This window comes from Pedobacter caeni (assembly GCF_900129215.1).
Taxonomy (GTDB): Bacteria; Bacteroidota; Bacteroidia; order Sphingobacteriales; family Sphingobacteriaceae; genus Pedobacter; species Pedobacter caeni.
Window position 1 is genome coordinate 278,718 of sequence record NZ_FQUQ01000001.1, and the last position, 16,739, is coordinate 295,456.

The window sequence follows — 16,739 nt, forward strand, 5'->3', positions numbered from 1 at the left end:
CCTACTGTTGTACGAAATGTGGCGCTTCCGTACAACAGCAGGAGGGTTGATGGTCTTAGCTCAGGAGCTTAGAACTTCAGTGTAACCGGCAGGTATTTGCTCACCAAAGCCTGATAATAGGGTTTCAATTCTTCCCAGCTTTTTTGATTGGGGTTTTTGGAGTAGAGGTCATATGGGTTAAACAGGTTCACCCATTTAAACATTTCATGGTCCTTTTCGTTCATCAGATGATCGTAAGCCTGCTCCCGGTGCTGTGCATAAAAGGAGTGGTAACGAAGCATATACAAGCCTGGTTCAGGCAGGTGATCTTTCATCATATGGTATACATATTCATCATGGCCCCATGACATATGTACCTGGTCCAGACCGCAATTTTGAGTATAAACACCCAATTTGCTCTGATAAGCTTTATTGCTGAAATCCGGATTCTGACTAAAAAATTCAGGAAAAACAATTTTATCAGAATAGGCGCAGCCTACCGGGAAAGTATCGCCTACTACCGCCCATTGTGGTTCACCAAATAAGCAAAGTACCTTTCCCATATCGTGAATCAGGCCTACCAGCACCATCCAATCCGGATGTCCGTCATTTCTGATGGCTTCTGAGGTTTGAAGCAGGTGTTGCATCTGATCCAGGTCCGTATCCGGATCCGAATCGTCTACCAGTTCATTTAAAAAATCGAAAGCTTTCCAGATCGGCATTTCTTTTTTATCGAATTTCAGATAATCTGCTTTTTTCTGAATCACGAAATCATAAGTCTGGTAGGTATGGTTGAGCCGGTAAAATTCTCTTACCCCATCTTTTACCGTTTCTTCATAATTTCTGAATTCTTCTTCTTTTTTTTCTTTGTTGATCTCTGCAGGATCAGGATAGCGGTTCAACACATCGTGTTCCCATTCATCCAGATTCTCTAAAGGACTATTGTCTTGTGCTGCAGAATTGATTTGGTTAGTATTCATAGGATTGTAGATTAATCTTAATTGTTAATTCAGTCCGTTTAATAGTATTAAAGTTGTAGTTTTGAAAGGGTAGATGCTCATTTCTAGCCGGATTTATTTACTTAACCGATTAAGTAAATGATCAACCTAACCGAATTAACCAAAGTATTTTAAGTAAATGGGTAACATCACCATTAAAATGTTGGCTAAGGAACTGAACTTGTCAACCGCTGCAGTGTCAAAAGCTTTAAGGGATAGCCACGAGATTAGTGAACGAACCAAAACACGCGTATTGGAATTGGCAGCAGCTTTAAATTATGTGCCGCATCCCTATGCGGGAAGCTTACGGGAAAAGAAAAGCAATACCATTGCAGTCGTAATTCCGGAAGTGGCAGATAGTTTCTTCTCCTTAGCCTTAAACGGCATTGAAGCGGTGGCGATTGAAAATGGTTACCATGCTTTGATTTACCTGACCCATGAGCGTTTTGAGCGTGAAAAAACCATTCTAAAGGACCTGGAGTCGGGAAGGGTGGATGGCGTCATCATGTCTGTGACCATGAAAACCAATACTTTTGACCACATCAAAACTTTGAATAAGGCTGTACCCATGGTCTTTTTTGACCGGGTTTGCGAGGAAATTGATACGGCAAAGATCACCACAAATGATGAGGAATGCGGTTATCAGGCCACTCAGCATTTGATCGACAGGGGTTGCAAAAAGATCGCGATTTTGTCTATTTCAGAGTCCTTGTCCATCAACGCTAAAAGAATTCAGGGCTATCAGCAGGCACTACTGGATAGCGGCAGGCAATGTGAGGCATCCTATATCATTGATTATGGAGACGATCCTACTGAAAACTTTGAACGGCTGAGAAAACTCTTTCAGACTGCGGACAGACCTGATGGTATTGTGGCTACAGTAAGTAAAATGACCACTGATATTTATCTGGTCTGTATGGAACTCGGCCTCCGGATTCCGCAGGACCTAAAAGTAGTTTCTTTCTCTAACGACTCTACAGTGGCCATACTTAATCCTTCTTTAACCACCATTACCCAGCCGGCATTTGAAATGGGGAAATCAGCAGCCAGCATCCTGTTTAAAGCATTGAAGAATAAGTATCTGGTATTGAGCGAAGAAAGTATGGTCATTCCCTCAGAACTTATTGTTAGAAACTCTACCTCATCCGCTGTTTAGATGAATACTTTAATCTTTTACGCGTTGTTCTTTGGCATCGCCCTGCTGATCATTTACCTGACAAATATTAACCGCAATAAAAATTACATATTATCAGTGGATGTGCTTGCAGGGCTGAAGGCTATACATCTTGACTATGTTAAATGCGAAACCTTTTCTTCAGGCAGGAAAGGGAATGGGTATTACTTCTCCCGCTGTGAGCTGTTTATTACTGAGGATGCCCTGGTGATTTTCGGACTAGGCAGAATAAAATGGCTCAGGCAGCTTACCGGCCCCTTAATTTTAACAAGCAATTCAGCAGCATACGCATTCAAACTACCGGGTGCCAAACTCATAAAACCAAAAAATATAAACCTCAATTCATTTGGTGGGGACATTTACATTGAATTTGTCCAGCCGGGCTTTATCGATACCAACGTGGAATTTAGGCTTGAGGGTATTTCAGATGAGCACAAAAAGCGTCTTCAATTTTTGAATACAATCAGCTAACAAGCCGTGCAATTGACAAAACCGGTATTGTACATTATTAAACTTTCAGTAATTATTGAAAGTTTAATAATGTATGCTATATTTGTCTATGGAACTCGCAGAAGCAAAACAAAAATTCATAGAAGCCTGGGGTAAACTGGGCTCAGAATGGGGGATTAATCGGACCATGGCTCAGGTACATGCTTTATTACTGATCTCACCAGAGGCCCTTACTACAGAAGAAATCATGGATACCCTAAGTATTTCCAGAGGTAATGCAAATATGACCCTGAGGGATCTCATTGGATGGGGCCTGGTAGAAAAGCAACATCGGGCGGGTGAGCGTAAAGAGTATTTCTTTGCGGATAAAGATACCTGGAACGTTGCAAAACAAGTAGCTAAAGAACGTAGAAAGAGAGAGCTGGATCCGGTGATAAAAATTCTGGATGAACTATCCAATGTGAAGGGTGATGGACAGGATCCGGAATACCTGACCTTCCATAAGTCAGTGACTGACATCAATAAGCTGGCGAAGAATGTCGATAAGACATTGGACACCATGATCAAAGCAGAAGAGAGCTGGTTTTGGGGATCAATTGTTAAAATGTTCAGGTAACCACTGTCATAAACAACATGTTTAAGATAGCTTCTGATTTAAAAAAACAATATCAAATGAAATATAAACGGATTGTATTAGCCGGTGGCAATGGTTACCTGGGGCGTGTTTTAGCTGAATATTATAAACCTCAGGCAGAAGAGGTGATTATTCTGAGCAGGAAATCTAAGGCTGCCGATGGAAACATCAGAACAATCCTCTGGAACGGTAGGGAAGAGGGTGATTGGTGCGCTGCCTTGCAGAACGCAGATCTGCTCATCAACCTCTGTGGTAAGAATGTGAATTGCAGGTATACAGAGAAGAATATGGCCGAAATCATTGCTTCCAGGGTTGAGCCAACCACACTATTAGGAAGGGTTATCGAAAAGATGGACCATCCTCCGGGCCTCTGGATCAATATTACCTCAGCTACCATTTATCGTCATGCTGAGGACCGTCCTCAGGACGAAGAGACAGGAGATATTGGATATGGCTTTTCTATAGATGTTTGCCGGCAATGGGAACAGACCTTCTTTGCAACGAATACAGCCCATACCAGGAAGATCGCTTTGCGATTGGGAATTGTGCTGGGCCGCAGTGATGGTGCTTTTCCCCGCTTGCTGAATCTGGCGAAATTTGGTCTTGGTGGAAAACAGGGAGATGGGGAACAATATGTTTCCTGGATACATGAACAGGATGTCCTGAGGTGTACTGAATGGTTAATTCAGCAGAAGGAACTTGATGGAGTGCTGAACTGTACGGCACCCGGACCAGTTAAGAATAATACTTTAATGGCTGGTATCCGGCATGCTTATGGTATTCCTTTTGGGCTTCCTTCTCCCGCATGGTTACTGGAAATTGGTGCCGCAGTGATCGGCACTGAGACAGAATTAATATTAAAAAGCAGATGGGTATTGCCCAAACGACTCACTGATCATGGCTTTCAGTTTCAATTTGGAAATGTGGATCATGCCATTAAAGACATCCTGAGTATCAGAATATAAACCGAAGAATAATGACTATGAATTTTTATCAAAAGACCTTGCTTAAAGGTTTTATCGTATCAAACCTCCTGGCGCTATTTATGGTAGGGCTGTTCAAATACACAAAATTACAGGACAATGGGACATTGGTGTTTTCCATATTTGTGATTGTGCCTCTGATCATGGGAATCGTCAGTTCCTGGTTCTGGATAAAAGTTGATCTGAAAAGCAAGCCTATTATTGGTTACTCGATTTTAAATGGTTTGCTGGCCATTTTGCTAAGTTATGTCTTTCTGCGTGAAGGGGTGATTTGCCTGCTGATCGTATCTCCTCTTATTTTTGCGTTTATCATTACCGGGGCTTTTCTGGGACGAACGATGTTCCGTAAAAATAACCAAAGGCTAAACGTAAGTGTGTTTTCCCTGCTCTTTGTGGTTTTTGTAACCGATTCCCTATCGGAGCATAACTATGTAAACCTCGTTGCGGATGAAATCGTGATCAACGCCACACCGGAGCAAATCTGGAAGCATGTGGTTGCCTTTGATAAAATAGAAAAGAAAGACAATTACTGGTTATTTCAGATCGGTATGCCGAGTCCGTCGCAAACCACGGTAACTGGGCATTATAAAGGAGCAGGGCGGAAGTGTATTTTTAGTAACGGATATATTTTTGACGAGAAAATCGTTACCTATGATGTCAATAAAGACCTCACTTTTGACATCATTGGCCAACCTCTTGATCCTGAAATTATGGGACATATAGATATCCTTCGGGGTCAGTTTCTGCTGAAAGATAATGGAAACGGAACCACCACATTAATTGGCAACAGCTGGTATCGCCTGCATGTTTTTCCCATCTGGTATTATGACATCTGGGCCAAAAGTATCACCAGAAATGTGCATTTGAGAGTCATGGAACATATTAAAGTGTTAAGTGAAAAAGGATAGTTCATTTTCTTTTGTAGTCAGGCACCTGAGTTTTTTAAAGCACATTCCTTTATTTCCACAGGTGTTCGATAGCTTATTGAAAATCAGGATATTTGTGACGAAGCCATACCTCCTGGATTGGTTTGATGAAATAGAAGCCGAGGTGTTGAGTTGGGACGAAGCCGACATCAGTCTGCACCGTTATGGCGGACTGCAGTTTAATTATAAAGGAAAGGAAATAGGACATCTGCACAGTAATGGGTTACTGGATGTTTTATACCACAAAGACACAAAACTCCGGTTGCTGAAAGAAGGAAGAATTGAACCTCACCATGTCTTTGAAAAATCCGGATGGATCAGCTTTTACATTTTTACCAACGGGGATAAGGACTATGCTAAAGAACTTTTAAAAATGGCTTATGATAGGAGAGTAGCTGGAAATTTGTTAATTTGTAGTTATTAATTGCTTTTCATCCTAATTTATACCGTTATGAAATCTATCCAATACCTCACTTTAACTGTATGCGTACTCTCTTTGAGTGCATGTAGTATCTTTAAAAAACCTGCTAATGAACAAGCAGGAGAAGGTGCTAAACAAACCAATGTCATCACCGACCGGAAATGGAAACTGGTTGAACTTGCTGGTAAGCCAGTGGCCGATAAGATCAATGGTAAAGAACCCTTTCTCTTACTTCAGAAAACTGAGAGCCGTTATTCCGCTTCCGGAGGTTGTAATGGAATAGGAGGTGCTTATACCCTGGAAAACAATGGGAGAATAAAGTTCGAGCAAGGCATGTCTACGATGATGGCCTGCGATAATATGGAGATCGAACATGGGCTGAGTGCAGCTTTGATCTCTGCCGATAATTACACCATTAACGGAGACGATTTATCTTTAAACAAAGCCAGAATGGCTCCATTAGCCCGTTTTAAAGCGGTCAAATAGAACAAGATTTAAATCAGAGCCTGTATCACTTTCAAAAAAAGGGTACAGGCTTTTTTTATGGCTTTCCAATTTAATTTCTATTATTGCTGTTAAATTGAATAACTTGTATTCTCTATGGCCAATTATAATACCTGTACTGATAGCGAGTTGATTGCTTTATGGAAAGAAGGTAATGATGCCGTATTTAGAGAGATTTATCTGCGTTACGATAAACTTCTGTACCTATATGCTTATAAAAAACTCAGAAACAGAGAAGAGGCCAAAGATGTGGTACAGGATTCATTTGCCTGGCTTTTAAATCACCGCACTGAAATTCACCTGACCAGCAGCTTATCCGGATATCTTTATAAAACGGTCCTTCACCAAATTCTCGATATCTTTAAACATAAAGGCATCATTAAAAAATATGCCGAAAGTGGAGCGCATTATATCGACCTGGATTCTCCGGAAGCCGATTACCTGATCCGCGAAAAAGATATCGCTGCCTTAATAGAAAATGAAATTGCCGCTATGCCCCCGAAAATGAGGGAGATCTATACGCTAAAAAGAAGAGAGTTTTTAAGTACCAAAGAAATCGCCGGACAATTGGGACTTTCCACACATACCGTATCCACTCAACTTAAAAGGGCCATGAAGCACCTCAAGGTAAAACTTGGCGTAGCAGTATTCGTTTTATGGGTTCTTTCTTGAAAATTATTTCCCTTTATATCAGTTAGTTACATTGTGTATTCTGTTTTTTTATCATGGATGTACCTAATCCATGTTCCTGAATCGCCTTTACTTATTGTTGAGCAACAAGAGCAACGGAATTCAATGAAGAAAGACATCAAAGAAGTATTGGATAAGGTCAGTTCTGGTAAGGCCACTGCCGAAGAAGAAACTATGGCCAGGCTTTGGCTGCATCAACTCCACCAAAACGATGAAGCCGGACTTTCAGAACAAGAACTCAACGAAGTCAGCGACGAGATGTGGGCATCGCTGGAAGCGCATAGAAAACAACCCACACCCAAATCCAAAAAGTTATGGCCTTATATTGCAGCTGCAGCATCGGTAGTTCTGGTGGCAGGAATAGGCTTGTATTTTTATAGCAACCAACCTTCTGATCAGGTACAAGGTCTTCAACAGTATGCAAATGACGTTGCCGCAGGGAGCAACAAAGCTTACCTTACCCTTGCCAGCGGAAAGAAAATTCTGCTCAGCACTGCAACTAATGGAATGCTCGCAGAAGAGGGAGGGGTAAAGATCAGCAAAACAGCAGACGGACAACTCGTTTATACCATTGCTGATGAAGGAAAGAAATCAACCGGAAAATACAACCGCATAGAAACACCCATTGGGGGGCAATATGAATTGCAATTGCCGGATGGCACCAGGGTTTGGCTAAATGCAGCCTCTTCTTTAAAATATCCGGCATCTTTCTATGCGCAAAAAGAACGCAGCGTAGAATTAACCGGGGAAGCCTACTTCGAAGTGGCAAAAGATAAAACGAAGCCCTTCCTCGTAAAAAGCAAAGGACAGGAAGTAGAAGTTCTGGGAACCCATTTTGATGTAAACGCCTATCCGGATGAGCAGAGCATCAAGACCACCTTAATAGAAGGCTCGGTAAAATTAAATGGCCATCTGACCTTAAAACCCGGTCAGCAATCCGAGCTCAGCGATGGAAAATTCAAGGTGAAGGAAGTGAATGCCAATGATGCTGCCGATTGGAAAAACGGGGAGTTTGTGTTCAGCAATGAACCCTTAACGAGTATCCTTAAGAAAGCTGCCCGCTGGTATGGTGTCGAGATTGTCTACGAACAAAACCTTGCTAAAGTACCCACATTTACAGGTTCCGTTTCCCGCGCTGAAAACATTTCAAGTGTGTTAAATATGTTAGAAGAAACCAGTAATGTCCGCTTTTCCATAGCAGGAAAACAAATACGTGTAACTACCAAATAGAATATATCATCAGGACCTAACCAGTCCGCTAGTGAAACAACCTAACCGTCAACAACTAACCAAACAAAATGAAAAAAATCAAACACAAAGCAAGTTAGTACTTCAGGAGGTTTTTAAGAAAAAAGCCATGAAAGTGTATCAGCACTCCCATGGCAAAGATCTGAGTTAACCCAAAAAACAAATTTGAGATCCGTTTACGTATTAACCCAATTCACCAAAAGTATGAAATTAAATGCTTTTAACCTAGGTATGCTCTGCCGATGGCTACTGCCTGGACTTTTATCAGCTATGAACTTTGTTGTTGCGAAAGCACAGACAACGAATAAAAGAAGACTACTAATGAGAGTTAATTTGATCATCGCCATCATTACAACCTGCTTATTACAAGTCAGTGCAGCAGGTTTTGCTCAAAAAGTCAATTATGTAAAACAGAATACCACACTTCATCAGGTCTTTCTGGAGATCAAAAAGCAGACCGGCTTCAGGGTTTTATATTCTGATCAGAATTTAAACAGCCAGACAAAAATTAACGCCAATTTTAAGGATTCAGAATTGGCTCAGGTGATGGAAACCTTATTAAAAGACCAAAACCTGACCTACAAAATGGAACGTAAGAACATCCTGATTAAAACCAGGCCAACTGCCTTCCCCCAGACCAATACGATTCTTAAAGAGATTGACATCAGTGGAAGGATCCTGGACAAAGACAAAAAGCCATTGCCAGGCGCATCCGTAAGTGTTAAAGGAACCAATAAAGTGGTCAGCACCGACGAGAACGGAAATTTTTCTCTTAAAGGCGTAGATGAGCAGGCGGTATTGATCGTTTCTTTTGTCGGCTATTTGCGGAAAGAAGTACCAGTTAATGGCCTCCGCAGCTTAAATATTGAGCTTGCTGAGGATGTAAGTCTGCTGGGCGATGTCGTAGTAGTAGGTTACGATACGAAGAAACAAAGCGAGCTGACCAGTGCCGTTTCCGTAGTTTCTTCCGAAAAATTAAAGGACGTAACAGCCAATTCCATTGGAGCCATGCTGCAGGGAAAGGTTCCTGGCCTCCAGGTGGTGAACAGCTCGGGTGCGCCGGGTTCCAATGCAGAGATCAGACTTCGTGGGGTGTCATCGGTAAATGCCAACCAGAGTCCTCTTTTTGTTGTTGACGGGATTATCGGAGGCAATTATGATCCTAACGATGTAGAAAGTGTCACGATATTAAAAGATGCAGGTGCTACGGCCTTATATGGCTCACAGGCAAATGCAGGGGTGATTATCGTTACCACTAAAAGGGCCAGACAAGCCGAAACCAGGTTTGAGGCTAAAGTATCAACCGGTTTCAGGACTGCCGATTTTGGCAATATGAAGCTGATGAACGGCAATGAACTTTATGATTACCATAAAGAATTTTACCGCGACTATGTGGTAGGTGCCAGCAATAACTCTTATAAGATTGATCTGGTGAAATTCTACTCAGAACGTCCTTTATCACTACGTAACCAGGATTACGACTGGTCTAAGGAGTCTTTTAAAAAAGCCCCGATTTATAACTTCTACCTCTCCGCCAGTGGTAAAACAGAGAAGAACGATTATTATGTAGGTGCTTCTTATTATAAAGAGAAGGGCACTTTCATCAATACCAATTTTGAACGTGTCAACTTACGTGGAAACTCCACTTATCACTTCTCCAAAAAGCTTGATTTAACCAATAACATCAACCTCAGTGCATCACAAGGTCGGAGCTACGATTATATGGATGCTTATTATTCTTTCCTCAACATGCCCTGGGATAACCCATATGATGCCAGCGGAAACCCGGTTTATGTAGATGGTAATTCTACCTTTAAATGGTGGTCCAGAGATAAAATAAACCCGATCCATACGGTACAGAATTCAAACCACCCTTACAGAGGTTTTAATGTAAATTATGATTTGGGAATCAACTACCGCATCAACGACTGGCTTACCTTTGCCAGTTCAAACCGCTTGTCGGCCTCCTTCGACAAAGGTACGAACTACGTGTCGCCACTTGCTGCGGGTACCTACCGTGGCATGGGCTATCTGGATGAGTTAAACACCCTGAACTATGGCCTCATCAGCAACCAGTTGTTTAAATTCAACTTTAAATTCGGGGAGCACAGTTTAAACGGTTTTGCGGGCGGTGCTTTTGAAAGCAGTAAAAACGAAACCTCCGGTGCTTCTGGTAAAGGTTTACCGGAAGGTTTGAACGTGCCAGGGGTGATTTCCAGCAACCAGGTGATCATTGGCGCGCACAATAAGTACATCTTACAGTCGCTGTTGTCGCAGGTAAATTACAGCTATAAAAACAGGTATTTCCTGTCGGGCTCGTTCCGCTACGATGGCTCCTCCAACTTTGCCCCAAGTAAACAGTATGGCGGTTTTCCCTCTGTATCGGCAGCATGGGCGGTAAGCAATGAAGATTTTCTGGCCGACAACCACATCTTCAGCAACCTGAAAGTGCGTGCCAGCTATGGCATAACAGGTACTCAGGATATTGGTGCATCCCGTTTCCTTGGCTTGTTCTCGCTCACCACCAAATACAATTCAATGGTGGCCGCAGTGCCTTACCAGTTGGCAAGCCCAAACTTAACCTGGGAAAGTAAACGCCAGATCAATGCCGGTTTGGATATTGGTTTATTTAAAAGGGTAAATTTAACCGTTGATGTTTACCGCAATGATACCAAAGACTTATTACTGCAGGTATCGCAACCGCTGTCAGTTGGTTTCGAAACCAAATGGGAGAATGCGGGTACGGTCATTAACAAAGGGATTGAGCTGGGCATCAGTTCTACCAATATCAAGACCAAAGACTTTGAGTGGAACACTGATTTTACCCTTAACTTTAATAACAACAAATTATCGGACTTCCCCTCAGATATCATTAAAACAGGTTCATGGAGCATCTCACAGATCTACCGCAACGGCGGAAACCTGTTCGAGTTTTACATGCCAAAATGGTTGGGCGTAGATGCTCAGACCGGTGCGCCTGTTTGGGAAAAGATCATTTACAATACAGAAGGTAAAGCAGTAGCCAGCGAAAGAACATCGGAATATGCACAGGCCACCAATCAGGAAGTGGGCTCGGCATTGCCTAAATACCAGGGTGGTTTTAACAACAGTTTCCGGTATAAAAACTTCAACTTAAGAGTAAGCACCTATTTTAATTACGGCAACAAAGTATTTAGCAATAACCTGAGGTTTATGATGAACGATGGTCATGAACCGTATTACAATCAGATTAAATTACCAAAGGATGCTAAGATATGGAGCGGACCGGGTGATACACAAGCCACAGAACCAAGTCCGCAAAATGCAGCAAACTCTACCGAAACTTCCACCCGTTACCTAAAAGATGGAAGCTACTTTACCATCAGGAACATTGCTTTCTCCTACACCTTGCCGGCTGCATGGGCAAAGAAGATCAGCATGAGTGATGTCACTGTAGGCATTACAGCCGATAATGTGGCCACATTCTCTAACTTCTTAGGTCAGGATCCCCAAACTACCATCACGCCAACGCGTTATGCAACTCCGGGAGTTTCAGATTTCAAGTATCCCAACAACCGTCAATATTTGTTAAACGTCAATTTCAGTTTCTAAGCATATGAAAAATAAGATATTCATCATCGTCGCCTTTTTGATGGTTGCGGTAAGCAGCTGTAAAAAATTGAGTTCTCTCCCAAGTGATGCCATCAGTACGGAAACACTGGTCAACACCACTGAGGGATTAACCAATGCACTGAACGGAGCTTATGCGCTGTTTAAGGACCACATTGAATTTAACGGGAAGGTCGACCAGAATAACATGTACCTGCGCCAGTTTTATCACTTAACAGATTTTGCCAGCGATGACATTGTTTGCGGGCAGGTCACAACCGATCCCTTATACTATAGTTTTAGCCTTGACCATTCACCTTCACAGCCCAACAGCCGTTATTACTGGTATTTATCCTACAAGATCATTACCGGTGTAAACACGGTTATTGATGCGGTGGAGAAATCAGGTAAAAATGATGTGGCCACCAATCAATTGTTAGGAGAATGCTACTTTTTGCGTGCGTTCAGTCACTTTAACCTGGTTAGGTTATTTGGTAAACCTTATAGTGTTGCCCCTAATTCACCAGGTGTCATTCTGCGTACCAACCTGACCGATCCTTCAAAAAAAGCAAGGTCAACGGTTAAAGAGGTTTACGATTCCGTACTGGCTGATGCAGAAAAAGCTGCGGGTTTAATGACCCGTTCACGTGGGGTGCAATATGCCTCACAGGAAGCCGCATGGTCCTTACTGGCAAGGGTTAACCTATACAAGGAAGACAATGCAAAAGCAATCGAATATGCAGATAAAGTAATCAACTCCGGTAAGTTTACTTTAGCAACTAAAACCGCATATCCAAAATTGTTCGCCAATGCAACCAGCAGCAGCGAAACCATTTTCTGCATTGCCTTTACTGTTGTGGATGATTATGGGAAATTTGGTTCTATCGCCTCTATGATCTATTCGGATGGTAACTCGGGCTGGGGTGAGGAATATGCTTCTTCCTCCTTGCGCGCGGCCATGTCTGCACATCCGGAGGATGTTCGCTGGTCGTATATAGTTCCCTCAAAAGATGCTGCCGGAGTGGTCCAGAAGAAAAACGGGATCGAAATGTATTATATCAGTAAGTTCTCTTTCCAGGACAACCTTCCAAATTTAAGCTCACCGATTATGTTCAGGATCGCAGAAATGTACCTGATCCGTGCGGAAGCAGCAGCAAAAACAGGCGCTGTTGGAGCAGCCCTGGATGATGTGGACATGATCCGGAAAAACCGTGGACTGGAAGCGGCTCTTTATAACAAAGTACTTCCGGCAGGGTCTACCGCTTTAGATGTTGTCCTGGCCGAAAAACGCATCGAAATGGCGTTCGAAGGGCACCGTAGCTATGATGTGTTCCGCAACAAAAGGAGCCTGAACAAAGCCTATTGGGGATATCACCTGACAGGTTTAAAAGAGACCGATGTTGACCTTTCCAGAACACCAACAGGTTACCCTAACCTGACGGTGCCTTATACCAGTCCGCGGATCATTTACTATTTGCCCGTAGACGAGGTATTGAGTAACCCTCTGGCGCAACAAAACCCATAAACGAACGATCACCTTGTAACCTGCAAATTGATATGAAAAATTTAAAAACTTACCTGCTGTCTGTGCTGATGGCCGGTACGGTATTCAGTTCCTGTAAAAAGGATAAGACCGACATAAAAACAGATCTGTTATATGAAGTAACCGTTGATGGCGCTACAGCAATATTCCATATAAAAACCGAAGGCGTAACCAATTATCAATGGGATTTTGGGGATGGCAAAACTTCAACAGAAGCAAACCCAAGCCATACTTATCCCGGTAAAGGCAAATATGTGCCGACACTGATGGCCTCTGTAAACGGTAAACCAGTAGAAGCATCAACGGTGTTGCAGATCGCTAAAGTATCACCTGTAAAAATTAACGACAACTCCCTGGACGACTGGAGCACTGTGACTAAAAATGTGATCCCTTTAGGTTCAAAAAAGGGTATTTTTAATCAGGTAAAACTGGATTACGATGGCAACTATGTGTACATCTATGGCGAGATGACCGGCAAAAAAGCAGACGCCGTTATTTTTGATTTCTTCATCGATGCGGACAACAATGCGGCTACAGGCTGGCTAACCGGCTCCTTTACCGATGGTGGTTATGATGTGTTACTGGAAGGACAGTTGCTTACTGCTGGTGTAGATATTCTTTACCATACGGGTGCCAACCAGAGCGACTTTTCATATAAACCCCAATCGATAGCAGAGGCTTATACCCTGGGGACCGTGAAAGAAGAAGGCGGACTTGTCAAATTCGAAGCGCGCATTTCACGTGGTAAGCTGAAGGGGTTAACGGGTACAGGCCTGCGCATTGCTATACAGGTAATTAAAAACGACTGGTCAGTAAACCTGGGCAATGCGCCGGATGAAGGGACTTCAAGTTTCTTCCTGGATATGAACGAATAACTTAACACCAAAAGATTTATGGAAAAGATTTTAACTGCTGATCACCTGGCTAAGGGACGTTTAGTGTCTTTAGATGTGATGCGAGGAATGATTATGATCCTGCTTTGCGCGGAGAGCTGCCGGCTTTATGAAGCCATACAGCACATTGATCCGGCTCAGCCAATGGGAGGGCTGATCAACCAGTTCTTCCATCACCCATGGCATGGATTGCGCTTTTGGGATTTGGTTCAGCCTGCCTTTATGTTTATGGCAGGCAGCGCGATGTATATTTCCTACAGCCGTAAACTGGAAAAAGGCCAAAGCTGGCGCGATAACCTGCAACATATCCTGATCCGCAGTTTAAAGCTTTTTATTTGCGGTGTAGCACTGCATTGTTTTTATGCTGATAAACCCGTTTGGGAACTTTGGAATGTGTTGACGCAATTGTCATTCACGATGATCATTGCGTACCTGATCATTAACAGGTCCTATACCTGGCAACTGGTGTTTTCCATTGGCTTGCTGATCCTTACCGAAGTTTTGTACCGTGGCCTGCTGATGCCTGGTTTCGACCAGCCTTTTACAGAAGGAAAGAACTTTGGTGCTTATATGGATACCTTGCTGATGGGTAAAATCAACAGCGATGGCTGGGTAACCATCAATTGCATTCCTACCGCGGCGCATACCATCTGGGGAGTACTTGCAGGTAAACTGCTGATCTCAAACCAGACAACCGGCTATAAAATAAAGGCCCTGGTGATTGTGGGGATCCTTGGCCTGGTCATTGGCTTCGGCCTGGACCTGTCGGGGATTACACCTATCATCAAACGCATCAGTACCAGTTCGTTCGTCTTCGCCTCGGTAGGATGGGTCTTGCTGATTCTGGCTGCAGTTTACTGGTTGGTGGATGTGAAACGCAATGACAAATATGCCTGGATTTTTACGGTAGTTGGCATGAACGCCATATTTATCTACCTGTTTTTTGAAACGGTAGGCATGCAATGGCTAAATGACAAGGTGGCCATTTTTACAGGGGATATGTTACACCTGTTTTTAAATGTACCCCTAAGTGTAGCTGCGGTGGTTTCGGCCATAGCGGTACTGGTTGCGGAGTGGGGCTTGTGTTATTGGCTGTATAAAAGGAACATCTTTTTTAAACTTTAATCTCACCTATTAAACATATGATTATGATCAAAAAATACACTGGCTATGTGCTCGGCACTTGCCTGGCTGCAATGCAGCTGTTTGTTTCCTGTAAAAACCAGGAAAATAACCTGATTGAAATTGACAATGTAAATGTTAGTTACACGGAAAGTACTGAGGATTTTCCTAACCCGGAACGTGGCTTTTACCGTTATTCTGAAACCCGTTCCAGTAACTATGAAGTGTTGTCGGCAGAAGAATTGAAGGGCTATCGTTCCCCGCAGTCTATTGAGAGTGCAAATTACAAGGTGTCAAGTACCCTGGTATTCAGGTATTATATTTTGGATAATGTAGTGAATGCTGCCATATCTGCTACATTTCTCAATAATATAAAAAAGGATTTTGAAGCGGCACGCGTAGCGGGTGTTAAGCTGATTCCCCGATTTGTATATACCGTCACGGCAAACGCGGGAAACTGTCCGGAAGGTTTCATTTGTCCGCCATATGGTGATGCAAATAAAGCCACTATTCTTAACCACATCGGACAGCTAAAACCCATCTTGCAGGGAAATGCGGATGTAATCGCCTGCGTTCAGCTTGGTTTTATCGGAACCTGGGGTGAGCAATATTACAGCGACTTCTTCGGTGATGCCTCCAACAATGGCGGTCAGGGTGATAAATTACTGGACAACAACTGGAGAGACCGGATAGAAGTGATCAAAGCCTTGCTTGACGCTGTGCCCGTCGACAGGATGGTCCAGCTGCGTTACCCGCAGATAAAGCAACGGTATATTTATGGCGTTAACGCCCTGATCACATCGGCTCCTTTAACAGAAAGTAATGCTTTCACTCAAGCTGACATTGCACGTTTAGGTTACCATAACGATTGCTTTCTGGCAAGTATTAATGATTTAGGTACCTATGTGGATTATGGCAACAGTTCTACACCCAGCAAATCTGATGGCACCGTATTGAACACCTTGAAAGATTATTTTAAAGCCGACAGCAAATTTGTTGTTGTCGGGGGCGAAACGTGCTCCGACGATTACAGTCCTGCCAACGATTGCGAACCTGCGGGCAAAGCACAGGCCGAATTTGCCTCCTTACATTACAGTTTTATCAATGCGCACTACAACAACGCCGTGAATAACGACTGGCAGGATGGAGGCTGTATGGATAACATTAAACGTAACCTCGGCTATCGCTTTGTCTTAAAAAGTGCCTCATTGCCGGATAATGCGGTTAAAGGAACTGTGATGAACATTACCCTAAATCTTAAAAATGCAGGTTATGCCTCGCCTTATAATAAACGGACGGTTAAGTTGTTGCTCCGTAATACCCAAAATGGTGAGGTTAAATCTTTCGACCTGGCTACAGATGTCAGAAAATGGTATTCGGGCGCGGTAACAGTCACTGAAGCGATCAAGATCCCAAATGACATTGCTTCAGGCGATTATGAACTGTTACTAAACCTGCCGGATGCTTACGCAAGTATCGCGAAAAGACCTGAGTTCAGCATCCGGTTGGCAAATGCCAATGTCTGGGAGGCGGCTACAGGATACAACAAACTAAACCATACCCTAAAAATTAACTAAATCATCCGC

The 16,739-nt window shown here is 43.0% G+C and carries 15 protein-coding genes; 14 read left to right on the top strand and 1 reads right to left on the bottom strand.

Going from position 1 to position 16,739, the window contains the following annotated elements; genetic code table 11:
- Positions 1-68: 68 nt before the first annotated feature.
- Positions 69-959 (bottom strand): inositol oxygenase family protein, encoded by an 891-nt coding sequence (locus tag BUC20_RS01035; protein WP_073226284.1) that lies wholly within the window; start codon positions 957-959, stop codon positions 69-71.
- 157 nt (positions 960-1,116) lie between these two features.
- On the opposite strand from BUC20_RS01035, the gene BUC20_RS01040 reads away from it, so the two are divergent.
- The 14 genes from BUC20_RS01040 to BUC20_RS01105 all read left to right on the top strand — a co-directional run bounded on the left by BUC20_RS01040 (position 1,117) and on the right by BUC20_RS01105 (position 16,730).
- The gene (locus tag BUC20_RS01040; RefSeq protein WP_073226287.1) at positions 1,117-2,133 is read left to right on the top strand and encodes a LacI family DNA-binding transcriptional regulator; all 1,017 of its coding nucleotides are present in this window, start codon (positions 1,117-1,119) and stop codon (positions 2,131-2,133) included.
- Positions 2,134-2,157: 24 nt separating this feature from the next.
- On the top strand, positions 2,158-2,622 hold the full coding sequence (locus BUC20_RS01045; protein ID WP_143166654.1) for a hypothetical protein: 465 nt from the start codon (positions 2,158-2,160) through the stop codon (positions 2,620-2,622).
- A gap of 88 nt (positions 2,623-2,710) precedes the next feature.
- Positions 2,711-3,217, top strand: coding sequence for a GbsR/MarR family transcriptional regulator (locus BUC20_RS01050; protein ID WP_073226292.1), 507 nt, complete (start codon positions 2,711-2,713; stop codon positions 3,215-3,217).
- Positions 3,218-3,273: 56 nt separating this feature from the next.
- Entirely contained in the window at positions 3,274-4,200 is a 927-nt protein-coding gene (locus BUC20_RS01055) for a TIGR01777 family oxidoreductase (RefSeq protein ID WP_073229334.1), read from the top strand.
- A gap of 11 nt (positions 4,201-4,211) precedes the next feature.
- Complete coding sequence (locus BUC20_RS01060; RefSeq protein ID WP_234994420.1) at positions 4,212-5,126, top strand: SRPBCC family protein; 915 nt, start codon at positions 4,212-4,214, stop codon at positions 5,124-5,126.
- Entirely contained in the window at positions 5,113-5,568 is a 456-nt protein-coding gene (locus BUC20_RS01065) for a luciferase domain-containing protein (protein ID WP_200800867.1), read from the top strand. Before BUC20_RS01060 ends, BUC20_RS01065 begins: the two co-directional genes overlap by 14 nt.
- 27 nt (positions 5,569-5,595) lie before the next feature.
- Complete coding sequence (locus BUC20_RS01070) at positions 5,596-6,051, top strand: META domain-containing protein (protein ID WP_073226296.1); 456 nt, start codon at positions 5,596-5,598, stop codon at positions 6,049-6,051.
- 114 nt (positions 6,052-6,165) lie between these two features.
- Complete coding sequence (locus BUC20_RS01075; RefSeq protein WP_073226299.1) at positions 6,166-6,741, top strand: RNA polymerase sigma factor; 576 nt, start codon at positions 6,166-6,168, stop codon at positions 6,739-6,741.
- A gap of 123 nt (positions 6,742-6,864) precedes the next feature.
- Entirely contained in the window at positions 6,865-7,989 is a 1,125-nt protein-coding gene (locus BUC20_RS01080) for a FecR family protein (protein WP_073226302.1), read from the top strand.
- A 339-nt stretch (positions 7,990-8,328) separates the two neighbouring features.
- Complete coding sequence (locus BUC20_RS01085) at positions 8,329-11,598, top strand: TonB-dependent receptor (protein ID WP_073229338.1); 3,270 nt, start codon at positions 8,329-8,331, stop codon at positions 11,596-11,598.
- 4 nt (positions 11,599-11,602) lie between these two features.
- The gene (locus tag BUC20_RS01090) at positions 11,603-13,120 is read left to right on the top strand and encodes a RagB/SusD family nutrient uptake outer membrane protein (RefSeq protein WP_073226304.1); all 1,518 of its coding nucleotides are present in this window, start codon (positions 11,603-11,605) and stop codon (positions 13,118-13,120) included.
- A 32-nt stretch (positions 13,121-13,152) separates the two neighbouring features.
- On the top strand, positions 13,153-14,013 hold the full coding sequence (locus BUC20_RS34265) for a PKD domain-containing protein (protein ID WP_073226309.1): 861 nt from the start codon (positions 13,153-13,155) through the stop codon (positions 14,011-14,013).
- An 18-nt stretch (positions 14,014-14,031) separates the two neighbouring features.
- Positions 14,032-15,156, top strand: a complete 1,125-nt coding sequence (locus BUC20_RS01100) for an acyltransferase family protein (protein ID WP_073226311.1) — start codon at positions 14,032-14,034, stop codon at positions 15,154-15,156.
- Between the two features lie 23 nt (positions 15,157-15,179).
- Positions 15,180-16,730, top strand: a complete 1,551-nt coding sequence (locus BUC20_RS01105) for a DUF4832 domain-containing protein (RefSeq protein ID WP_073226314.1) — start codon at positions 15,180-15,182, stop codon at positions 16,728-16,730.
- Positions 16,731-16,739 lie beyond the last annotated feature (9 nt).